The sequence below is a fragment of the Erwinia sorbitola genome (genome assembly GCF_009738185.1).
Classification (GTDB): Bacteria; Pseudomonadota; Gammaproteobacteria; order Enterobacterales; family Enterobacteriaceae; genus Erwinia; species Erwinia sorbitola.
In genome coordinates this window covers 927,901-949,592 of record NZ_CP046509.1, presented here as the reverse complement: position 1 = coordinate 949,592, position 21,692 = coordinate 927,901, and the positions used below count along the sequence as shown (strand labels likewise).

Genomic DNA, 21,692 nt, shown 5'->3' with positions numbered 1-21,692 from the left:
TCACCCTGAAGAGCTTACTTAAATAAGTGATGCGGATGAACGGGAGCAGCCAACGCGTTTGCGGCTCGAAATATGACGGGTATACAGGTGAAATATGCCAGCATGGTTGACGTTAGCAATTGATTCATTCTGGCCGATGTTGTATGCCGGCGTGACATTTACGATTCCATTAACTCTTATCTCTTTTGTACTGGGTTTATCGCTGGGCTTTATTGTTGCCCTTGCACGGTTATATGGACCGAAGCCGTTACAATATATTGTGCGCTTTTATGTCTGGCTGATTCGCGGTACACCGCTGCTGGTACAGTTATTCCTTATTTTCTATGCGCTGCCCGGCGTAGGTATTACGCTCGATGCGTTCCCGGCGGCGGTAATTGGCTTTACGCTGAATATTGGTGCCTACACCTCAGAAGTGATCCGCGCCACGCTGCTTTCTGTGCCTAAGGGACAGTGGGAAGCAGCACACTCCATCAGTATGAGCTGGATCCAGGCGCTGCGGCGTATCATTATTCCTCAGGCGGCACGTATTGCCGTTCCGCCGTTATCCAATACCTTTATCTCACTGGTGAAAGATACGTCGCTGGCATCGGTGATTACCGTTCCCGAAATGTTTCTTGCCGCGCAGCGTATCGCAGCCGTGACCTACCAGCCATTAATACTGTATACCGAAGCCGCTATAATCTATTTATTAATCAGCTCTGTTTTATCGGCGCTACAGACCCGACTGGAAAATAAGTTAACCAAAAACAGCACGGTAAAGGACAGAGATAATGATCAAATTATCCAGCATTGAAAAACAGTTTGATGGCAACCCGGTTCTGAAAAATATTAACCTGACGATTAATGAAGGCAGCGTAACGGCCCTTATCGGCCCTTCCGGCAGCGGGAAAAGTACCTTACTGCGCTGTATCAATCTGCTGGAAATACCGCAGGCAGGCGAGTTAACTATTGGCAACGAGCATCTCTCGTTTTCCGGCAGCCAGCGCGTCAGCCGCAAAGATATCCGCCGTATCTGTCAGCAAACCGGGATGGTCTTCCAAAATTTTCAGCTGTTCCCTCATCTCACGGTGATTGAAAACATTATGGAAGGGCTGGTGACCGTGCATAAACAGCGCCCGGCTCAGGCCCGTGAACGTGCTGAAGAGCTGCTTAAAAAAGTGGGTATGATTCATAAACGCGATGCCTGGCCGGCCACCCTTTCCGGCGGGCAGCAGCAGCGAGTCGCCATTGCCCGTGCGCTGGCTCCCTCGCCGAAAGTATTGCTGTGCGATGAGCCAACGTCCGCACTCGACCCGGAGTTATCACTTGAAGTGGTGGCGGTACTGAAGGATCTGGCAAAGGAAGGGATGACGATGCTGATGGCCACTCACGACCTGCGCCTGGCCGCCAATATTGCTAATCACGTAGTGTTTCTGGAAGCGGGGGAGATCGTGGAAACAGGCACCTCCCGCGATCTGTTTACCCGCGCTGAGAAGCCGAGAACTAAAGCTTTTATCTCCACCCTGACCGACACCCTGCCCGATTCATGGGAAATATAATTAAGACCACATCACAGACAGCATTCAGGAGTTTTAACATGAAAACGATCGCTACGTTATTATTCGCAGGCGTTGTGCAGCTTGGTTTTTCCTCTGCGGCGCTGGCAGAAACAGAGCTTGCCAAAATCCAGTCGGCAGGCGTGCTTAAAATCGGTACCGAAGGCACCTATCCGCCGTTTACCTTTCACGATGCTTCAGGCGCATTAACCGGTTTTGATGTGGAGATTGGCCGCGAAGTAGCCAAACGTCTTAACGTTAAAGCAGAATTTGTTGAAAGCAAATGGGATGGTCTGATCGCCGGCCTGGATGCAAAACGCTACGACGCGGTGATTAATCAGGTCTCCATCACCCCGGAACGCCAGCAGAAATATGATTTCTCCGTGCCGTATATCACCTCGAAAGGCGTGCTGATTGTTCGCAGCGATAACACCAGCATCAAGTCCTTCGACGATTTGAAAGGTAAAAAATCAGCGCATACGTTGACCAGTAACTACGCGCAGCTGGCACGCAGCTACGGTGCTGAAGTGGTCGGCACTGACGGTTTTAATCAGTCAGTTGACCTGGTGGCCAGCGGCCGCGCCGATGCGACGATCAACGATAATCTCTCCTACCTCGATTTCAAAAAGCATAAGCCGGACGCGAAGGTGAAAATCGTCGCCACCCAGAACAATGCCGAACAATCTGGCGTCCTGATCCGTAAAGGTAACCCGGAGCTGAAAGCCGCCATTGATAAAGCCCTGAACGAAATTAACAGCGACGGAACGTATCAGCGTATCTCTCAGCACTATTTTGCTGCTGACGTCTCTAAGTAAAACGCCATAAGGCCAGCGCGGCTGATTCAAATCCCGGTATTAAGCAGCCGCGCAGCGTCTTCCCCGCCAAACCATTCGACGAGAAAATCCAGCAGTGCGCGCAGCCGCGGCGACTGGTACTGGCGCGAGGTATAAATCGCATACAGACCCAGTTCATCCAGCTGATACGTCGGCAGCAGCGCCACCAGCTGACCACTGGCCAGCAACGGCTGTGCGCTGTAGATCGGCTGCATCGAAATACCCGCTCCGGCCGTCGTGGCTGCCAGCAGCATCACCGAATCATTGCCGCTCAGATTACCGCTCACCGCCACCGCTTCTTTCTCTTCCCCTTGGGTAAAATGCCACAGGCTCTTGCCGAAATGCGAATAGGTCAGGCAGTTATGGCGGGCGAGATCCTGCGGGAGCAGCGGCGTTCCTCTGCGTGCCAGATACTCCGGCGCTGCGCAGATCACCGACTGGCAGGTATGCAGCGGGCGGGCAATCAGATTCGGTTCCAACTGAGCGGTAATGCGCAGCGCCAGATCGATGCGTTCTTCCACCAGGTTAACCCGTTCATTACTGATGTGCAGGTCGATACGCACCCTTGGATAGCGCTGTTGAAAGACGGTAAGCGCCACCATCAGCACGCTCTGACCCAGCGACAGCGAGCAGGAAACACGCAGCAGCCCGGATAAAGCCTCGCCTTCTGGCTGGTTACTGTGCTCAATCTCAGCCGCCAGCAGCATCATCTGCTGACAGCGTGCCAGCGCATGTTCGCCAGCGGGCGTCAGGCTCAGGCGGCGGGTACTGCGGTGCAGCAAGCGCGCTCCGGCCCAGCTTTCCATCTGATTCAGATAGCGGGTGACCATCGCCCGTGACATATCCAGCGTTTCTGCCGCCGCCGACAGGCTGCCGCGCTGAACAATGGTGTTAAAAACCGTCGCTGCCGTGACGCGATCCATAATATGTCCGTTTTATGCAACAATCTGTTGCCTGATAGTCGGTTTATCTGATGGATTTTGCAACCTACACTGTCATCTTTCCCGTTATCAGGTAACTCATCATGAAAACCCGTCTGACTTTACTGCTGGCTCTCACCGCCAGCGCCCCGTTGTATGCCGCCGAACCTCTGAAGCTGGAGGTCTACAATCCGGGCGAAGCCAGTATGTTTGCCGTTTCCAGCGAGATCATCTCCGGTGCGCATGAAGTGGTGCTGATCGATGCCCAGTTCCAGCGTAATGATGCTGAAGCGCTGGTGAAGCGCATTAAAGACACCGGTAAGCGACTGACAACGGTCTTTATCAGCCAGTCGGATCCGGATTTCTACTTCGGTCTGGACACCATTAAGCGCGCATTCCCGCAGGCGAAAATTGTCGCCACCGCCGCTACGGTTGAGCTGATCAAACAAAGCAAAGACGGCAAACTGGCGTTTTGGGGACCGAAGATGGGTGCTAATGCCCCACAGTCGCTGATTGTGCCAGAGGTGTTGCCAGGCAATACTTTTCAGGTCGATGGGGAAACCATTGAGGTGAAAAGCGTGAATGATCCGCAGCCGCAGAACACTTATCTGTGGGTTCCGTCGCTAAAAACAGTGATGGGGGGCGTGGTGGTGTACGGCAATAATATTCACGTGTGGATGGCTGATGCGCAGACGGCAGATGAACGCCAGGTCTGGCAACAGAAGCTGGAAGCGATTAATGCATTGAAACCCGAGCGCGTGGTGCCGGGACATTTCCTGCCGGGCGCAGCACAGACGATAGCATCGGTTAAGTTTACTCAGCAGTATCTGAAAACGGCTGAAACCGTGCTGGCCGGAAGTAAAGATGCCGCCAGCTATACGGCGGTGATGCAGATGAAGTACCCGGCGCTGAAGGATGTATCGAGTCTGGAGTTGAGCGCGAAAGTGCTGAAAGGCGAGATGAAGTGGCCACAGTAGACCGCGGGGCCTGAAACCGTAGGGGCGAGGCACGCCTCGCCCAGACGGCCATGTCGATCCGGGTCAGGCGATATTCAAATACTTATGCGTCTGCATCGACAGCCGCCAGTTACGCGCAATGCAGGTCTCAATGCACAATTTCGTCGCATCATCTTTCTGGCTTATCGGCTGCAACGCAATAATCCGCGCTTTGTTATCGCCAAGGGTTGCCAGCAGCGCATCTAGTGCATCCACATCGCGCTGACGCGCTACCGGGTGCTTCACCTCATCGGCGCGCACCAGTGCCTGATCCAGCACGTCATAACCGCCGCGCATATTCACTTTAGGCGATACCGTCACCCAGGTTTCAGGCGTACAACGTACTTCATGCGTACCGCTGGTTTCTATCTGGCAGCCAAAGCCCTGCTGCTGAAGTGCAGCGGTCAGCGGCGTCAGATCGTGAATGCACGGCTCACCGCCGGTAATAACAATGTGTTTCGCCGTCCAGCCATGCTGGCGGATCACCTTAATCAATGCGTCGGCATCCGCCGCGCCCCAGGCATCGGTTTCGACGGTTTTCAGCAGAATATCCCCGAGGGAGGTCTCCCGATCGGCCAGTTTATCCCAGGTATGTTTGGTATCGCACCAACTGCAGCCCACCGGGCATCCCTGCAAGCGGATAAAAATTGCCGGTACGCCGGTATAAAGACCTTCGCCCTGCAACGTCTGGAACATTTCATTTATCGGGTACTGCATCTACATCTCGACTGGTGGCTAAATAACGGCCGCAGATTATGGCAGATTGACAGAATAAGACCAAACAAAGCGTGCCACTCATTGCAGTAGCGTTGACCGCCCCCTTGAATAAAGACGGTCAACGCCGGGCCGGAGAGCAGGATTAAAACTTCTCCCAGCTGCCTTCATCGGTGACTGCGGCTTTACGCGGGGCGGAGAGTCGTGGCGTTTTGAGTGCCTGAGAGTGAACCCCGATGGCAACTGCCGCCTGCTGCGACCCGATTTTAAATACCGCAACTGCCTGCGATAACAGGCTGGCCTGCTCTTCCAGCGACGCAGATGCGGCGGCAGACTCCTGCACCAAAGCGGCGTTCTGCTGCGTCACCCGATCCATCTCGGTTACCGCCAGGCCAATCTGGTCGATGCCGCGGCTCTGCTCATCGGAAGCAGAGGAGATTTCTCCCATAATATCGGTCACGCGTACTACCGCACTGACGATATCCGTCATGGTCTCACCCGCCGTGGTCACCTGCCGGGAACCCGCATCGACACGATTAACCGAATCCTCAATCAGGGTTTTAATCTCTTTCGCGGCCTGAGCGCTACGCTGCGCAAGATTACGCACCTCACCCGCCACCACGGCAAAACCACGTCCCTGCTCCCCGGCACGTGCCGCCTCAACCGCCGCATTCAGCGCCAGGATATTGGTCTGGAAAGCGATACCATCGATGACGCTGGTAATATCCGCAATCTTTTTAGAACTTCCGGCGATCTCATTCATGGTTTTCACCACGCCTTCAACCACGCGGCCCCCTTTCGCTGCGGTTTCTGAGGCATTCTTCGCCAGCTGTGACGCCTGGCGCGCATTCTCAGCGTTCTGCTTCACGGTAGCCGTTAACTCCTCCATGCTGGCTGCTGTTTGCTCCAGCGAGGCCGCCTGCTGCTCAGTACGGGATGAGAGATCGTTGTTGCCTTGCGAAATTTCGCTCGCGCCGGTGTAGATGGCATTTGAACTGTCGCGCACATTGCCTACGGTACTGATCAGCGACTGCTGCATCTGCGTCAGATTGCTGGCCAGCAGCCCCATTTCACTGCGGCCATCAACCACCAGCTTTTCGGAAAGATCACCCGCCGCGATACGTTGAATATGTACCAACAGCTGTTTCAGCGGCGTCAGCAAAACACGTTTAATCACCACCCAGGCCGAAACCACCAGCAGCAGCATAACCAGAATCACCGCGCCCAGTGTCCAGACCATATGGCTGAAGGCCTGGTGGTTATCCGTCACGCCCACCGCCAGCATATTGCTGTTCTGCTCACGCCAGCGATCGTAATTTTTTTCCAGATCATCCTGCGCTTTTTGCGCTTCAAGGTTGCCGTAGGCCTCGTAGTTATTGGCTCCCAGGAACTGGATAGACTGCTTCATGGTGTCATGCATCAGCTGGAAGCTGCTGACAATAGCGTCATTCAGAGCGTTATCCTGCCCCGCTACCTGCGGAAAACTTTTATAGCGGGCAAAATGGTGTGCGGCATCATCCAGCGTTTCAGTGGCCTGGCCGAGCAGTTTTCCAATTGCCGCCACAGACGCCGGATCGGTCTGTTTTTTCAGGATGCGAATAGCTACCCGGTTAATGGTAACGCGTGTTTTGACCAGCGTTTGCCAGGCATCGCTTAACTGCCCCTGCTGCTCAGTCAAAATGTTTGCACGGTTGAAGTTGGCTTTATCCTGGCTGATAGCATTAAACGAAAGAGCGCTGGACACTAACAACAGCGCGCTAAAGATGATCAACATAATGACGATGCTGGTGACAACTTTTATATTTTTAAGCATGGTGCGCACTCGGTGATTGGGGTTAGCCCGGTAATTGCTAATATCGGTACCAAGTGGCGTTTACTTTAATTACTTACAAAAGCCCCCGGCGAGCGCCGGGGAGCGAGGTAAGGGCAGCGTTTACGCCGGCCCCGTTTCAATTACATAAACTTCTGCTCGCGCATCTGCACCATCGCCTGCTTCGCCACATCTTTTGCCCCGCTCAGGGTAAAGTGGCCGTAGTCATTCGATGTCGGATGGCCGTCAGATGCCAGCCCCTTACAAATATTTCCAGGACAGACAATCGAGTAGACCGAAATATAGCGCGTCCCCTGCTGCGCCATCGCTGCACTCATCTGCGCATCGGTGCCACGTACCTCTTTCTTAATCGATGAAGCCACCAGGTCTTTACGACCGTCAGTCTGGTAAGCCAGCAGATCCGGCAGCGCTTCGGTGTATTCCACCGTCGGCCCCATAACAATGATATTGTCAGAGCGTGATTTCAGGTGCTCCAGCGTGGCCCGCAGCGGCGCAATATCTTCCGGTGCCCAGCGTGCAGAGATGATGATGCCGTCAATGTGATGCTCGGTAATCCACTGGTCATAGACATAATCCACCAGTCGGGTACATGGATTACGCAATGACTGCTGATAGAGCGGTTTACAGCCCGCTGACGTCGCCTGAATCACATTCACCTGATCACCTGCCGCCAGGCTGATAGCGCGCCACAGATGCGCTGCGTGGCTGTCACCTATCATCACGTAGTTCTTCGCGGTGGCGGAGGTTTTGAGGCAGAACTCACGATCAAACGGTTTATCTTCCTCACTCTTGCCATCCACGAAGCACTGCCCGCGCCGGTACTGATAGTCGAACTCCGGCATTTTGCTGTATTCAGAATACTGCGCCAGCGCTAATGCGGCCGGTGAAAACTGCCCGGAGCTGTTGCTGATATGGCCTTTGTATAACGTACCGCTGGCCATTACCGCCAGCCCGATCACCGACGCTGTAACAATTCTGCCAGGGGTGACGTAAGAGAGCTTATAGCGGAACGGAATTTCAATCAGGTAGCGCGATGCCACCGCCAGACCAAACGTCAGCGCCAGAATGACAGCTTCACGCACGCCCGGCTCGAAGTTAAAGAACATGCGAGAGTAAACGATAATCGGCCAGTGCCACAGATAGAGGCAGTAGGAAATCATACCGATATACACCACCGGTTTCAGTGCCAGCAGGCGCGAAACCACCGACTGCTGGCCCGCCAGAATAATCAGGAAGCTACCAAGGCAGGGATAGAGCGCATTCCAGGCCGGGAAAGGCATGGTGGTGTCCAGCCAGAGGAAGCCAAACAGAATCAAGGCCAGCCCGGAGAGGCTCATCGCGTGTTTTAAGCTGGCGCTGTAATGTGCAGTTTTGGCCTCCAGCCCGGCAATAGCAATGATACCGCCGAGAGCCATCTCCCAGGCGCGGGTCGGCAGCATATAGAAGGTGAAGGTGGGCTTGCGCGTCACCCCATAGATACTCAGCAGCAGAGAGCCAACGATCACCAGCAGCATTACCTGAGTGGTGCGGCTGCGGAACAGGCGGATCACCAACAGCAGAATGATGGGGAAGATAATATAGAACTGCTCTTCTACCGCCAGTGACCATGTATGCAGCAGCGGTTTCAGGTCAGCCGGGCCATCAAAGTAGCCGGTAGTTTTCCAGAAGAAGATATTCGATACCGACAGCAGCGCCGCCAGTGCGCTATTGCTGAGATCGGTAAACTGTGCCGGGAGCAGATGGTAATAACCAAAAATCATCACAGCCAGTAGTACCACAAACAGCGGCGGCAGAATGCGCAGGCAGCGACGTTTATAGAAATCGAGATAGGAGAAGTTGCCGCTCATGGCACTGTTATAGATGATGCCGCAGATCAGATAGCCGGAAATAACAAAGAAGATATCTACCCCGGTAAAGCCGCCAGGTATCCCCCCTATTCCCATGTGGTACGCGATAACGGGCAGTACGGCAAGTGCGCGCAGCCCGTCAACATCAGCACGGTATTTCATATTTCCTGATCCTGATTACAAATAGTCCTGGAAATTTACACAATTTGACGGATAAAAACGCCCCGTAACCCATGAACCAGGATTTTTCCGTATTAAGCGGATAGCTCATTAACTTATTGAAAATTAAAAAAATAGCAAAAAAAAACCCCGTCCGGAGACGGGGCTTTTCAGATAATCCTCAGCCAGATAAACGGCTCAGAATATCAGCAGCTTACTGACCTTTAACTTCTTTCAGGCCGTTGAATGGCGCACGGTTGCCCAGCGCTTCTTCAATACGGATCAGCTGGTTGTACTTAGCAACACGGTCAGAACGGCTCATAGAACCGGTTTTGATCTGGCCAGCCGCAGTACCTACCGCCAGGTCAGCGATAGTTGCATCTTCAGTTTCACCTGAACGGTGAGAGATCACCGCAGTGTAGCCCGCGTCTTTTGCCATTTTGATCGCAGCCAGAGTTTCGGTCAGAGAACCGATCTGGTTGAATTTGATCAGGATGGAGTTAGCGATGCCTTTATCGATACCTTCTTTCAGGATCTTGGTGTTAGTAACGAACAGGTCGTCGCCCACCAGCTGGATTTTGTCGCCCAGCACTTCGGTCTGGTATTTGAAGCCAGCCCAGTCAGATTCGTCCAGACCGTCTTCGATAGAAACGATTGGGTACTGTTTGGTCAGGTCTTCCAGGAAGTGAGTAAACTCTTCAGAAGTGAAGGCTTTGTTGCCTTCGCCAGCCAGCACATATTTACCGTCTTTGTAGAATTCAGATGCTGCACAGTCCATCGCCAGGGTGATGTCTTTACCCAGAACGTAGCCCGCTTCTTTTACCGCTTCAGCGATAACAGCCAGAGCTTCTGCGTTAGAACCCAGGTTTGGCGCATAGCCACCTTCGTCACCAACAGCAGTACCCATACCTTTAGACTTCAGCACTTTTGCCAGGGTGTGGAATACTTCAGAACCCATACGAACCGCTTCTTTCAGCGTTTTCGCGCCAACAGGCTGGATCATGAATTCCTGGATGTCGACGTTGTTGTCTGCGTGCTCGCCGCCGTTGATGATGTTCATCATTGGCAGTGGCATAGAGAATTTGCCTGGGGTGCCGTTCAGTTCAGCGATATGCTCGTACAGTGGCATGCCTTTAGCAGCAGCAGCCGCTTTAGCAGCAGCCAGAGAAACAGCCAGGATGGCGTTAGCACCAAACTGTGATTTGTTCTCAGTACCGTCCAGATCGATCATGATTTTATCGATATTGGCCTGGTCTTTTGCATCTTTACCGGTTACCGCGTCAGCGATTGGGCCGTTAACAGCAGCAACAGCTTTAGTTACGCCTTTACCCAGGAAACGAGATTTGTCACCGTCACGCAGTTCCAGCGCTTCGCGAGAACCTGTAGAAGCACCTGATGGCGCTGCTGCCAGACCTACAAAGCCGCCTTCCAGATGAACTTCTGCTTCAACGGTCGGGTTTCCACGAGAGTCGATGATTTCACGACCGATGACTTTTACGATTTTGGACATTAGTTTTTCCTCAGTACAAGTTAGCTTAAACTTAGACGCACCTCTTGAAACCATAATATTTCAAGAGGTTATGAAAACACTTATTTCGCCAAACGCTTCTGGTACTCGCTGGCAGCTTTCACAAAGCCACTGAACAGCGGGTGCCCGTCCCGAGGTGTTGAGGTGAATTCCGGATGGAATTGACACGCAACAAACCATGGATGGTCAGGAAGCTCAATAATCTCAACCAGCTGGTCATCCCCGGAGCGGCCTGCAACACGTAAACCTGCTGCTTCAATCTGCTTCAATAGCATATTGTTGACTTCATAACGATGACGGTGGCGCTCAACGATAGTGTCAGAACCATACAGCTTACGCACCAGGCTGTTATCGGTCAGCTGGCACTGCTGGCTGCCCAGGCGCATGGTGCCGCCCAAATCGCTCTGCTCAGTACGCTGCTCAACGTTGCCTTCTTCATCACGCCATTCGGTAATCAGCGCCACAACCGGATACTTACAGTCAGGTACGAATTCAGTTGAGTTCGCCCCTTCCATATGCGCCACGTTACGGGCAAATTCCATCAACGCTACCTGCATACCCAGGCAGATGCCCAGATATGGGATATTGTTTTCACGGGCGTACTGCGCCGTCATCAGTTTGCCTTCAACGCCACGATAGCCGAAACCACCAGGAATAAGGATAGCATCCAGATTCTTCAGCACTTCAACACCACGGGTTTCAACGTCCTGCGAATCGATCAGCTTGATATTCACCGTTACACGGTTTTTCAGACCACCGTGCTTCAGGGCTTCGATCACAGACTTATAGGCATCCGGCAGTTCGACATATTTGCCGACCATGCCGATGGTGACTTCGCCACCCGGATTCGCTTCCTGATAGATCACCTGCTCCCACTCGCCGAGATCGGCTTCCGGGGCATTCAGGTTAAAGCGTTTGCAGATAAAGTCATCCAGGCCCTGCGATTTCAACATGCCCGGAATTTTGTAGATTGAGTCGACATCTTTCAGTGAGATAACGGCTTTTTCCGGCACATTACAGAACAGCGCAATTTTAGCGCGTTCGTTTGCCGGAACCGCGCGGTCAGAACGGCAGATCAGCACATCCGGCTGAATACCGATAGACAGCAGCTCTTTCACTGAATGCTGAGTAGGCTTAGTTTTCACTTCACCCGCAGCAGCCATATACGGCACCAGAGTCAGGTGCATATACATGGTGTGCTCACGGCCAACGTCAACCGCCATCTGGCGGATCGCTTCAAGGAACGGCAGTGATTCGATGTCACCCACGGTGCCACCAATTTCCACCAGCACGACATCATGGCCTTCGCCACCTTCAATGATGCGTTCTTTGATGGCATTAGTGATGTGCGGGATCACCTGAATGGTCGCACCCAGATAGTCGCCACGACGCTCTTTGCGCAGGACTTCTGAATAAATACGGCCTGTGGTGAAGTTATTACGGCGGCTCATCTTAGTACGGATGAAACGCTCGTAGTGACCGAGATCCAGATCGGTTTCCGCGCCATCATCGGTGACATACACCTCACCGTGTTGGGTTGGACTCATGGTGCCGGGATCCACGTTGATGTACGGGTCCAGCTTCATGATGGTCACGTTAAGACCACGCGCTTCAAGGATAGCGGCCAGGGAAGCTGCGGCAATGCCTTTACCCAGAGAGGAAACGACCCCGCCGGTCACAAATATATAGTTCGTTGTCATGCTGAACCTGAGAATGTAGGTTTAAAGACGATGGAATGAATAACCAAGACGGGAAAATAGTATACCCGAAACACCCCGGTGCGACAATTGATCGTTTCCGGTTGTGTGCTAGCCACCGCATTTACCGCCATGAGATTACCTGAATACGCGTTTCAGGAGGTTGACTTACGTCACACTTTTGTTGAATCGTGTCAGCCAATTATTCCTGGGATTTGACTATTTGCCATGCGGCTTCCATCTGCTCAAGAGTCGCCTGCTGCATTTCCAGGCCCTGCGCGGCGATAATCTCTTCTACCTGGCGGAACCGGCGTTCAAACTTAGTATTGGCTTTCTGCAATGCAGTCTCGGCTTTACTGCCCAGATGGCGCGACAGATTGACGGTGGCAAACAGCAGATCGCCAATCTCCTCTTCCAGCTTATCCTGGTCGATAACTGCCTGCTGCGCTTCATGCATGACTTCATCAATCTCTTCATGCACTTTGTCCAGTACCGGGCCGATGGTGTTCCAGTCAAAGCCCACGTTGCTACAGCGTTTCTGGATTTTATAGGCGCGCATCAGCGCCGGTAATGCCTGCGGGATATCATCCAGCGCTGAGTGCTGGGCTTTCCCGGCGCGCTCATCACTTTTGATTTTTTCCCAGTTCACCAGCACTTCATCACTGTTGCTGACCTGCGCCCCGGCAAAGATATGCGGATGGCGGCGCTCCAGCTTGTCGCTGATGGCGTTACAGATATCATCGAAGTTAAAGCGCCCCTCTTCCTGCGCCATCTGGGCGTAAAACACCACCTGGAACAGCAGATCGCCCAGTTCACCACGCAGATCATCGAAGTCGGCACGGTTGATGGCGTCGATCACTTCATAGGTTTCTTCAAGGGTATAAGGGGCAATGGAGGCAAAGGTCTGCTGACGATCCCACGGACAGCCGTGTTCCGGATCGCGCAGGGTTTTCATGATGCCCAGCAGGCGATCGAGAGAAGTCATAGTGTTATCCATCAAAGTTGTTTTTGAATTTAATACAGGCAAAGCCGTGGCGTTACTGGCACAGGCAGTTTGTTCACCGCCAGCGCACAATCCCCTGGTCACATACATGAGTATGTGACCAGGGGTGAGCACTGCCGGGGGACAAAATGGCAAGCAAAGTCGCCACCATAAAGATCAATGCAATCTCTTGGCGTCGATGATGTCCGGAACCTGGTTAAGCCGTGCAATCACCCGGCTCAACACCTGCTGATTATAAATCTCAATATCCATATCAATAGTTGCCAGCTGTTTCCTGGTGTCGCTATGGCTGGAAACTCCCAGCACGTTGACCTTTTCATTAGCCAGAATAGTGGTGATATCGCGCAGCAGCCCGCTGCGGTCGTTGGCGGTAACGCGTACAACTAAGGAATAACCGCTGGAATAAGTCTCTCCCCACACCGCATCGACAATACGTTCCGGCGCATGCGACATCAGATCTGCCAGCTGATCGCAGTCGGCGCGGTGAATCGAGATCCCGCGCCCCTGGGTGATAAACCCGGTGATATCGTCGCCGGGAATCGGCTGGCAGCAGCGCGCAATATGGTGCATCAGATTACCAACACCCTCCACCACTACGCGGCCGCTCTCTTTACTGCGCGGTACGCTGTTGGAGGTTTTCTGCGTCAGTTTTTGCAGCGCCTCACGATCTTCCTCTTCAGCGCTTGGCTTATTCAGCTTCGACTGAAGGAAGTTACTCATCTGGTTAAGACGTATATCTCCACCGCCAATCGCTGCCAGCAGTTCGTCGAGAGTATTAAAGTTATAGCGCGGCAGCAGCAGCTTCTCGGCATCCTTCAGACTGATATCCAGATGATCCAGCTCGCTGTCGAGGATCTGACGCCCGGCAATAATGTTCTTGTCACGATCCTGCTTACGGAACCAGGCATGAATTTTCGAGCGACCGCGACTGGTAGTGACATAGCCCAGGTTTGGGTTCAGCCAGTCGCGGCTTGGGTTGGGCTGTTTCTGAGTGATGATGTCGATCTGGTCACCCATTTGCAGCTGATAGGTGAACGGCACAATGCGCCCGCCAATCTTCGCGCCGATGCAGCGGTGACCAATATCGCTGTGAATATGGTAGGCAAAATCGAGCGGCGTGGAGCCAGCAGGCAGATCCACCACATCCCCTTTCGGAGTAAAGACATACACCCGGTCGTCGAACACCTGGCTGCGTACTTCGTCGAGCAGCTCGCCGGAGTCGGCCATCTCCTCCTGCCAGGTAATCAGCTTACGCAGCCAGGCAATGCGCTCCTCATGGCCGGAAGCACCTCGGGCGCTGCCGCTCGCCGCTCCCTCTTTGTATTTCCAGTGCGCCGCCACGCCCAGTTCAGCATCTTCATGCATCTGGCGGGTACGGATCTGGATCTCAACGGTTTTACCTTTTGGCCCCAGCACCACGGTATGAATGGACTGATAGCCGTTTGGCTTCGGGTTAGCGACGTAGTCGTCAAACTCACTGGGCAGATGGCGGTAAAGGGTGTGGACGATACCCAGCGCACCGTAACAATCCTGTAAGCGCTCCGCGACGATGCGCACCGCTCGCACATCAAACAGCTCGTCAAACGCCAGCGACTTTTTCTGCATCTTACGCCAGATGCTGTAGATATGTTTCGGGCGGCCATAAACTTCAGCTTTTACACCCTCTTTCACAATTTCGGTGCGCAGCGACTGCACGAAGGTATCAATATATTCTTCGCGGTCGATGCGGCGTTCATGCAACAGTTTAGCAATGCGTTTGTATTCATCGGGATGCAGATAGCGGAAGCAGAAGTCTTCCAGCTCCCATTTCAGCTGACCGATACCTAAACGGTTTGCCAGCGGCGCATAGATATTGGTGCACTCTTTAGCCGCCAGCACGCGCTCATCTTCCGGCGCATCTTTCACTTCGCGCAGATGAGCGATACGTTCAGCCAGCTTGATCACCACGCAGCGGAAATCTTCCACCATCGCCAGCAGCATACGGCGCACGTTATCGACCTGCTCAGAGGCCATCGAATCATTGTGGGTGGCTTTTAACTGACGGATGGCGTCCATATCGCGTACGCCGTGAACCAGCGAGACAATGGCTTTGCCATGCTGTTCTTCCAGCACCTCTTCGCTCACCACATTAGCGTCTGCCAGCGGGAACAGCAGCGCAGCACACAGCGTCTCGTTGTCCATACTGAGCATTGAGAGGATTTCCACCATCTCAACGCCACGCCACAGTAACAGTGCCGCATCAGGATGATTTTTAGTCGCGGTCTCGCAATATCGCCAGGTATCGGCCAGTCGCTCACATGACTGCTGGTTGGAGATCCCCAGGCTGGTGATCCATTGGTCGAGCGCAAACTCGCCAGCTGTATTCAGATGTGCACTTCTTACCGCAACCATATCCTCTCCTGGCATAGCCTCTGTTCAGAAGCTTATTTTCGGCTAAACAGCACCATGGATCTTTGCCGCCCGCACTGCTTACTCCGACAGATCCCTACTGACACCGGAACGCCGCCGTCTTAAGATTAATTTATGCTGCATTATACGCAGCCTTCACGACTAATGCTGCAACGCCTTCCACACCTGCGACATTTTCAGGCGCTTTTACCCTACATAGCAGAAAGCTTCCTAAACCTTACAGATACATCATGGACACATCTGAGGCTCCTTCAAATACATTAAAGGTTATAGCTTAGGCTTATGCGAAAACTGTTCCACTTTTAGAGTAAAAAGCAGCTAACCAGTTGCATCTCCGGGTTACAATGGATGCAACCAGCGGCCCGTCGGCCCTTGCCCTCAATAAGCACAGCAAAAAATAGCCTAATAACCGCAGCACTGCATTAAAATAACGCATTATGTTCGGGCTTCAATATGGGGCAACGGTCTGTTTTTAAGGGTAGAATTTCAGCATTGTTTCTTTACCGTTCGCACGTCATGATTATCGCAAGTAAAAATCGGGTTTGGCCTGCCTCTGAAAGGGTAAGCAATCACCCCTTCCGGAACACGATGCCATTTGGACGGCACAGAGCGAAACGTCGCGCACAGGGAATATTATGACCAAATACAGCCTGCGGGCTCGAATGATGATTTTGATTCTGGCACCGACGCTGATGATTGGGCTGATGCTCTCCACGTTTTTCGTCGTGAATCGTTATAACGAATTGCAGAGCCAGCTTACCGACGCGGGCATCAATATTATTGAGCCGCTGGCGGTATCCAGCGAATATGGCATGACCTTTCATAGCAAAGAGTCCGTGCGCCAGCTGGTCAGCCTGCTGCATCGCCGCCACTCAGATATAGTGCGATCGATTTCAGTTTTCGACGACCATAACCAGCTGTTTGTTACCTCTAACTACCATCTTGCACCTGATCTGCTGCGCCTGCCGGACAATACGCCGTTAACTTCAAAATATATGAAAGAGCGCCACGGCAACTCAGTGATCCTGCGTACGCCTATTCTTTCAGAAAGCTACTATCCGGATGAATCCCCAGGGCAGGATGCTAAACCCAACGGTAACCCCCTCGGCTATGTCGCCATTGAGCTGGATCTGCAATCAGTGAGGCTTCAGCAGTATAAAGAGGTGTTTATCTCCACCCTGCTTCTTCTGCTGTGCTTATGTACCGCTATGCTGTTTGCCTATCGCCTGATGCGCGATGTTACGGGGCCGATCCGTAATATGGTCAGCACCGTCGACCGTATTCGTCGTGGTCAGCTCGACAGCCGGGTGGAGGGGCATATGCTGGGCGAGCTGGACGTGCTGAAAAATGGCATTAACTCGATGGCAATGTCGCTTACCGCCTATCACGAGGAGATGCAGCAAAATATCGACCAGGCAACCTCCGATCTGCGCGAAACGCTGGAGCAGATGGAGATACAGAATGTCGAATTGGATCTGGCAAAAAAACGCGCTCAGGAAGCCGCGCGTATCAAATCAGAATTCCTTGCGAATATGTCCCACGAGCTGCGCACGCCATTAAATGGCGTTATCGGCTTTACCCGTCAGACGCTTAAAACCACGCTGAACTCTACCCAGCGCGACTATCTTCATACCATTGAACGTTCGGCCAATAATCTGTTGAGCATTATTAATGACGTTCTCGACTTCTCAAAACTGGAAGCCGGAAAACTCATTCTGGAAACCATCCCCTTCCCGCTGCGTGCCACGCTGGATGAAGTGGTGGTTCTGCTGGCGCAGTCTGCGCACGAGAAAGGGCTGGAGCTGACGCTCAATATTCAGAGTGACGTACCGGATAACGCCATCGGCGATCCGCTGCGGATGCAGCAAATTATCGTCAATCTGCTGGGTAACGCGATCAAGTTTACCGAGCACGGCAATATCGATATCCGCGTAGAGAAACGTTCACTCAGCAATAACCGTATGGAGCTGGAAGTTCAGATCCACGATAGCGGTATCGGCATCTCAGAGAAGCAGCAGTCGCAGCTATTCCAGGCATTCCGTCAGGCGGATGCCAGCATTTCGCGTCGCCACGGCGGTACCGGACTTGGTCTGGTGATCACCCAGAAGCTGGTGAATGAAATGGGCGGCGAAATCTCTTTCCACAGCCGGCTGAACCATGGTTCAACTTTCTGGTTCCACATCAATCTGGCTCTTAATCCGAACGCCGCCAGCGATCCCCGGGTGATGGATTGCATCGAAGGTCATCATATGGCCTATGTAGAGCCTAATGCCACGGCTGCTAAAGCGCTGATGGAAATGCTGACGGCGACGCCGATGAAAATCAGCTACAGCCCGTCGCTTAATGAACTGCCGGAAGCTCACTACGATGTGCTGCTGATGGGAGTGCCGGTGGCCGACCCGCAAAATCTTGAGATCACCGGAGAGCAGCTGACGCCGATTCTGCAACGCGCTGACAGCGTTATCATGGCTCTGCCATTCCAGATGCAGGTCTATGCGGAACAGCTTAAAGCACGTGGCGTTACCGCCTGCCTGATTAAACCCATCTCCATGACACGCCTTATCCCGGTTCTGGTCGACCATCACTACCGAGACGTTCCGGTACCTACCGAGCGGCCGCTTCTGCCGCTGCGCGTAATGGCGGTGGATGATAACCCTGCCAACCTGAAACTGATTGGCGCGTTGCTGGAAGAACAGGTAGCACATATGGTGCTGTGTGACAGCGGTGAGGCGGCTATTAAACAGGCACGTCAGCAGCATCTGGATATCATTTTGATGGATATTCAGATGCCGGAGATCGACGGTATACGTGCCAGTGAAGCGATCCGCGCCCTGCCGCAGCACGCCAATACGCCGATTGTGGCAGTGACGGCACACGCGCTGGACGGTGAGCGGGAGCAGTTAACTAAAGCCGGGATGAATGATTATCTCGCCAAACCCATTGATGAGATGAAACTTAGCCGGCTGCTGGCACGTTACACGCCTGGGGGCAAACGCTTGCCGCCGCTGGTCAATGAGGTACCCGACTCCCTCGACTGGGCGCTGGCGCTGCGTCAGGCGGCGAATAAACCCGATCTGGCGCGCGATCTGTTGCAGATGTTGGTGGATTTTTTACCGGAAGTGCAGCAGCTGATTGAGCAATATATGGCAGAAAACAACTGCACCGACCTGCGCGATATCATCCACAAACTGCACGGCAGCGCCAGTTACAGCGGTGTGCCGCGCATGAAAAAACTCTGCCTGGAGCTGGAAAAGAGTCTGCGTAAAAACGAGGATATTTCTCAGGCAGAACCCGAGTTGTTCGAACTGCTTGATGAGATGCAAAACGTCGCACGGCTGGCGAAAGAGCGACTAAAACTATAGGGCAGGCAAACGGTGGATCTGTTCAGCAGATCCACCGTTTAATTATCCAATCAGCCTGGCCCACTGCTCAACCCAGGGCGAGGTAACCTCTTCCGGCTCCGGGTTCTCTGTGGCATCGACCATCAGCATCTCGCCCACGCGGATAGCGCTTTGATCCTGCAACAGTTCAGCAAACTTTTTACCAGCGCCACAGAACTCATCATAGCTGCTGTCACCCAGCGCAATAATGCCGTAGCGCAGGGTGGGCTGGTAACCCAGTTTATCTTTGATGCCGTTGAACAGCGAAGCGATGCTGTCTGGCAAATCGCCCTGCCCGGTAGTTGACGTGATCACCAGTGCGACATGCTGCGCATAGTGCTGCCACTCATCCAGCGTAGGATCCTCAAAAATCTTCACCTGATGACCGGCAGCAGCCAGCAGCGGTTCAGCCTCTTCCGCCACCAACAGGGCATTACCGTAAACGGTACCAACAAAAATCCCTACCTCAGCCATGCTCTTCTCCATTTATGGATGCTTAATATTATTCACTATCCTGCGGGGTTTCCGTCGTGAACTCAACCCGTGGAATATCAGGGAGACAGTGCTGCCAGCTGAACTGCGTCATCGCCGTTTGCCAGACCGCATCAAGCCCGGCACGCAACACCAGCGGCTCTGCGGTGACCGGATGCGTCAGAGTCAGTTCGCTGGCGTGCAGCATCAGGCGATTCATACCAAAATTCGCCGCAGCGCTGCGATTCTGCTTGAGATCGCCATGGGCGCTGTCGCCAATAATCGGATGTCGCAGATGGGTCATATGGCGGCGCAGCTGGTGCTTACGTCCGGTTTCCGGCTTCATCTCAACCAGCGAATAACGCGAGGTTTGGTAAGGCCCGACCGGAACCGGCAGTTCAGCTGTCACCAGCCCGCGCCAGTGGGTGACCGCTTCCTGCGGAGCCTTTTCCGGCTGGCTGAACTTATCCGCAATTTTATCCAGCTCTTCAGTCAGCGCGTAATCCAGCGTCTCTTCGCCTTCCAGCCAGCCGCGGACTACTGCGTGATAGGTTTTCTGTAACTGATGCTGCTCAAACTGAGCTGACAGTAAACGCGCCACCTCACTCGATAACGCCATCAGCAACACGCCGGATGTTGGACGGTCGAGGCGATGTACGGTAAAGACATGCTGCCCAATCTGGTCACGTACCGTCTGCATAACAAAACGAGTTTCATGGCGATCCAGCCAGCTGCGATGTACCAGCCAGCCGGAGGGTTTATTCACTGCCACCAGCCACTGATCCTGATAAATAATCTCCAGCATCAGTTTTCCGACTCAAACAACTGGTCAAAACTGTTTAAACAGCGCAGCAGCAGCGCCCGCTGCGGGATCTCACCCTCAAGCCAGACTTCATAATAGGGAGCAATTGCCAGCGTGGCTGGCAACGGCGCGCCGGCATCCAGCAGGGCCTGCATACGCGGCAGAAATATCCATTGCAGCCATTGTAATGGCGTCATCGTGTCGACGCAGAAAGGTTCTGTGCTGGCAAACGCCTCACTATTTGGGGCGACAGCCTGCCATAATCCAGCCTGTTTAAGCTGAACTTCAATAGCCAGCAACCGTTCCTGAACCTGTTGTTCACGGCTCATGAGCAACCTCCTGATAAAGTGTCGGGGGGATAAAGGGCGCAAATCATAGCATTCACACTGCATGCGGGTAAAAATTTCGACAAAAAAAGGGGCACTGTATAAACAGTGCCCCTGGTTCGTTCGCAGCAATCCGGCTACTTTTATGCTCCCTGCTCATCCTTGAAAACTATTCCTGACGCTCTCCATAGCCGCACCATCCCGATGCTATTCCATCTGCTTCCCTGACCACCGACAATCCTTTTCGGTACACTTTCTCCGTCCTGGAGGTGTCCATTACCTCTTCCTGAGGTTTCCTTGCTTCATCCTGAAGCCTCTCCCTGATATGTCATCCTGACAGAAAATACTCTTTCCGTGAGTACCTTACATCGTCCTGATGTTCATCCTTGCTCAAAGCATCCTTTGCCGATGAGTGCCATTTTGCCTGATTAGCACGGGCAAACAAGCCACCCCTGACGTTTTTTTAATCGCCGTAAAAGCAAGGATTAATAGAAGGATCCCTAACATCATGATCTACATTATTATTACAATTTACACGATAGTTAACTCTGCGCACTTAGAAGCGATATCTCACACGCTTTGTAAGACATCTCGCACACGCGGGATAGGCAAACTCTTATGAGGGTTCGCTAAGGGGTTGTAACTGAATAAGAAAGTTCTGAACAGAAGGTGCGATCACTTCGCGCTTTTGGGTGCCTAACTGCTCAATGATCACCTCTCCGCTGAGATTACACACCGAAACCACCTCAAGTTCAGAGTCGGTGGTTGCGATGAATAACGTAGGAGAATGTTTCAGACGACGCTTCATCACCAGATGCCCGATCAGATTTTCCTGCACGCGCACAAAGTCGTCTTCACTCCACACCTGAACCAGAGACACCCTTTTTCCTTGATAAGTTCCCGCCATATCGCCCGCAAATTGTGCGGTATAGAACCCGGTTACCGAAGGTTGCAGGCTGATATCCAGCGCACGTTCAACGGCATCAAGGTTTTTCGCCAGCGTAAACGGCTGCGGTTGCCACCATATTTCATCCTCATGGCTTTCCAGCACACAGGACGAGGGGATACCGTGCAAAGCGGCACTGGCTGGCGCGTGGCCGTACGTTTGCTGCCAGAGATCGCAGTAGCGCTGGCTAAAATCGCGTAATGCCTGGGAGGTTTCTTCGATCATTATTTTTTCACTCTTTGCTGGCTGGGTTACACTGACAGCCTGATGTACACGTCTTTGCATAACACTTATCA

The 21,692-nt window shown here is 53.1% G+C and carries 17 protein-coding genes; 5 read left to right on the top strand and 12 right to left on the bottom strand.

Going from position 1 to position 21,692, the window contains the following annotated elements; all coding sequences use genetic code 11:
* Nucleotides 1-94: 94 nt before the first annotated feature.
* From GN242_RS04235 to GN242_RS04225, 3 genes are read left to right on the top strand one after another with little or no spacing between them, the layout of a single operon-like run.
* Nucleotides 95-793 carry an amino acid ABC transporter permease gene (locus GN242_RS04235; RefSeq protein WP_154753612.1) on the top strand — a complete coding sequence of 233 codons (699 nt, stop codon included), beginning with the start codon at nt 95-97 and terminating at the stop codon, nt 791-793.
* Nucleotides 771-1,538, top strand: a complete 768-nt coding sequence (locus GN242_RS04230; RefSeq protein ID WP_154753611.1) for an amino acid ABC transporter ATP-binding protein — start codon at nt 771-773, stop codon at nt 1,536-1,538. The genes GN242_RS04235 and GN242_RS04230 overlap by 23 nt, the downstream gene beginning before the upstream one ends.
* 38 nt (nt 1,539-1,576) lie before the next feature.
* Nucleotides 1,577-2,350, top strand: a complete 774-nt coding sequence (locus GN242_RS04225; RefSeq protein ID WP_154753610.1) for an amino acid ABC transporter substrate-binding protein — start codon at nt 1,577-1,579, stop codon at nt 2,348-2,350.
* Nucleotides 2,351-2,376: 26 nt separating this feature from the next.
* On the opposite strand, the gene GN242_RS04220 is transcribed toward GN242_RS04225, so the two are convergent.
* Complete coding sequence (locus tag GN242_RS04220) at nt 2,377-3,291, bottom strand: LysR family transcriptional regulator (RefSeq protein ID WP_156286966.1); 915 nt, start codon at nt 3,289-3,291, stop codon at nt 2,377-2,379.
* A 101-nt stretch (nt 3,292-3,392) separates the two neighbouring features.
* On the opposite strand from GN242_RS04220, the gene GN242_RS04215 reads away from it, so the two are divergent.
* The gene (locus GN242_RS04215) at nt 3,393-4,265 is read left to right on the top strand and encodes an MBL fold metallo-hydrolase (RefSeq protein ID WP_156286965.1); all 873 of its coding nucleotides are present in this window, start codon (nt 3,393-3,395) and stop codon (nt 4,263-4,265) included.
* 63 nt (nt 4,266-4,328) lie between these two features.
* Here GN242_RS04215 and queE read toward each other — a convergent pair whose 3' ends face one another.
* From queE to relA, 7 genes are all read right to left on the bottom strand, one after another.
* Nucleotides 4,329-5,000 carry a 7-carboxy-7-deazaguanine synthase QueE gene (gene queE / locus GN242_RS04210; protein WP_154753607.1) on the bottom strand — a complete coding sequence of 224 codons (672 nt, stop codon included), beginning with the start codon at nt 4,998-5,000 and terminating at the stop codon, nt 4,329-4,331.
* Nucleotides 5,001-5,142: 142 nt separating this feature from the next.
* Nucleotides 5,143-6,810 (bottom strand): methyl-accepting chemotaxis protein, encoded by a 1,668-nt coding sequence (locus GN242_RS04205; protein WP_156286964.1) that lies wholly within the window; start codon nt 6,808-6,810, stop codon nt 5,143-5,145.
* Nucleotides 6,811-6,950: 140 nt separating this feature from the next.
* Nucleotides 6,951-8,837: an acyltransferase family protein gene (locus GN242_RS04200; RefSeq protein WP_154753605.1), complete on the bottom strand. Its 1,887-nt coding sequence runs from the start codon at nt 8,835-8,837 to the stop codon at nt 6,951-6,953.
* A 211-nt stretch (nt 8,838-9,048) separates the two neighbouring features.
* The gene (gene eno, locus GN242_RS04195) at nt 9,049-10,344 is read right to left on the bottom strand and encodes a phosphopyruvate hydratase (protein WP_062744221.1); all 1,296 of its coding nucleotides are present in this window, start codon (nt 10,342-10,344) and stop codon (nt 9,049-9,051) included.
* Nucleotides 10,345-10,424: 80 nt separating this feature from the next.
* The gene (pyrG, locus tag GN242_RS04190) at nt 10,425-12,062 is read right to left on the bottom strand and encodes a glutamine hydrolyzing CTP synthase (protein ID WP_154753604.1); all 1,638 of its coding nucleotides are present in this window, start codon (nt 12,060-12,062) and stop codon (nt 10,425-10,427) included.
* A gap of 199 nt (nt 12,063-12,261) precedes the next feature.
* Nucleotides 12,262-13,044, bottom strand: a complete 783-nt coding sequence (gene mazG, locus GN242_RS04185) for a nucleoside triphosphate pyrophosphohydrolase (protein WP_195918380.1) — start codon at nt 13,042-13,044, stop codon at nt 12,262-12,264.
* 174 nt (nt 13,045-13,218) lie between these two features.
* Nucleotides 13,219-15,453 carry a GTP diphosphokinase gene (relA, locus tag GN242_RS04180; protein WP_154753602.1) on the bottom strand — a complete coding sequence of 745 codons (2,235 nt, stop codon included), beginning with the start codon at nt 15,451-15,453 and terminating at the stop codon, nt 13,219-13,221.
* Between the two features lie 653 nt (nt 15,454-16,106).
* Here relA and barA point away from each other — a divergent pair.
* On the top strand, nt 16,107-18,833 hold the full coding sequence (gene barA, locus GN242_RS04175; protein WP_154753601.1) for a two-component sensor histidine kinase BarA: 2,727 nt from the start codon (nt 16,107-16,109) through the stop codon (nt 18,831-18,833).
* Between the two features lie 42 nt (nt 18,834-18,875).
* Here the strand turns inward: barA and GN242_RS04170 are convergent, their stop codons facing one another.
* The 4 genes from GN242_RS04170 to syd form a co-directional block, all read right to left on the bottom strand.
* Nucleotides 18,876-19,325, bottom strand: coding sequence for a flavodoxin (locus GN242_RS04170; protein WP_154753600.1), 450 nt, complete (start codon nt 19,323-19,325; stop codon nt 18,876-18,878).
* Nucleotides 19,326-19,353: 28 nt separating this feature from the next.
* Nucleotides 19,354-20,127: a tRNA pseudouridine(65) synthase TruC gene (truC, locus tag GN242_RS04165; protein ID WP_154753599.1), complete on the bottom strand. Its 774-nt coding sequence runs from the start codon at nt 20,125-20,127 to the stop codon at nt 19,354-19,356.
* On the bottom strand, nt 20,127-20,453 hold the full coding sequence (locus GN242_RS04160; protein ID WP_154753598.1) for a YqcC family protein: 327 nt from the start codon (nt 20,451-20,453) through the stop codon (nt 20,127-20,129). Before GN242_RS04160 ends, truC begins: the two co-directional genes overlap by 1 nt.
* A 613-nt stretch (nt 20,454-21,066) precedes the next feature.
* Nucleotides 21,067-21,621 (bottom strand): SecY-interacting protein, encoded by a 555-nt coding sequence (syd, locus tag GN242_RS04155; protein ID WP_230320734.1) that lies wholly within the window; start codon nt 21,619-21,621, stop codon nt 21,067-21,069.
* Between the last annotated feature and the right edge of the window lie 71 nt (nt 21,622-21,692).

Excerpts from the sequence above, each read along its gene's own strand:
- GN242_RS04235 (WP_154753612.1), top strand. The coding sequence starts at position 95 with ATGCCAGCATGGTTGACGTTAGCAATTGATTCATTCTGGCCGATGTTG.
- GN242_RS04230 (WP_154753611.1), top strand. The coding sequence starts at position 771 with ATGATCAAATTATCCAGCATTGAAAAACAGTTTGATGGCAACCCGGTT.
- GN242_RS04225 (WP_154753610.1), top strand. The coding sequence starts at position 1,577 with ATGAAAACGATCGCTACGTTATTATTCGCAGGCGTTGTGCAGCTTGGT.
- GN242_RS04220 (WP_156286966.1), bottom strand. The coding sequence starts at position 3,291 with ATGGATCGCGTCACGGCAGCGACGGTTTTTAACACCATTGTTCAGCGC.
- GN242_RS04215 (WP_156286965.1), top strand. The coding sequence starts at position 3,393 with ATGAAAACCCGTCTGACTTTACTGCTGGCTCTCACCGCCAGCGCCCCG.
- queE (WP_154753607.1), bottom strand. The coding sequence starts at position 5,000 with ATGCAGTACCCGATAAATGAAATGTTCCAGACGTTGCAGGGCGAAGGT.
- GN242_RS04205 (WP_156286964.1), bottom strand. The coding sequence starts at position 6,810 with ATGCTTAAAAATATAAAAGTTGTCACCAGCATCGTCATTATGTTGATC.
- GN242_RS04200 (WP_154753605.1), bottom strand. The coding sequence starts at position 8,837 with ATGAAATACCGTGCTGATGTTGACGGGCTGCGCGCACTTGCCGTACTG.
- eno (WP_062744221.1), bottom strand. The coding sequence starts at position 10,344 with ATGTCCAAAATCGTAAAAGTCATCGGTCGTGAAATCATCGACTCTCGT.
- pyrG (WP_154753604.1), bottom strand. The coding sequence starts at position 12,062 with ATGACAACGAACTATATATTTGTGACCGGCGGGGTCGTTTCCTCTCTG.
- mazG (WP_195918380.1), bottom strand. The coding sequence starts at position 13,044 with ATGACTTCTCTCGATCGCCTGCTGGGCATCATGAAAACCCTGCGCGAT.
- relA (WP_154753602.1), bottom strand. The coding sequence starts at position 15,453 with ATGGTTGCGGTAAGAAGTGCACATCTGAATACAGCTGGCGAGTTTGCG.
- barA (WP_154753601.1), top strand. The coding sequence starts at position 16,107 with ATGACCAAATACAGCCTGCGGGCTCGAATGATGATTTTGATTCTGGCA.
- GN242_RS04170 (WP_154753600.1), bottom strand. The coding sequence starts at position 19,325 with ATGGCTGAGGTAGGGATTTTTGTTGGTACCGTTTACGGTAATGCCCTG.
- truC (WP_154753599.1), bottom strand. The coding sequence starts at position 20,127 with ATGCTGGAGATTATTTATCAGGATCAGTGGCTGGTGGCAGTGAATAAA.
- GN242_RS04160 (WP_154753598.1), bottom strand. The coding sequence starts at position 20,453 with ATGAGCCGTGAACAACAGGTTCAGGAACGGTTGCTGGCTATTGAAGTT.
- syd (WP_230320734.1), bottom strand. The coding sequence starts at position 21,621 with ATGATCGAAGAAACCTCCCAGGCATTACGCGATTTTAGCCAGCGCTAC.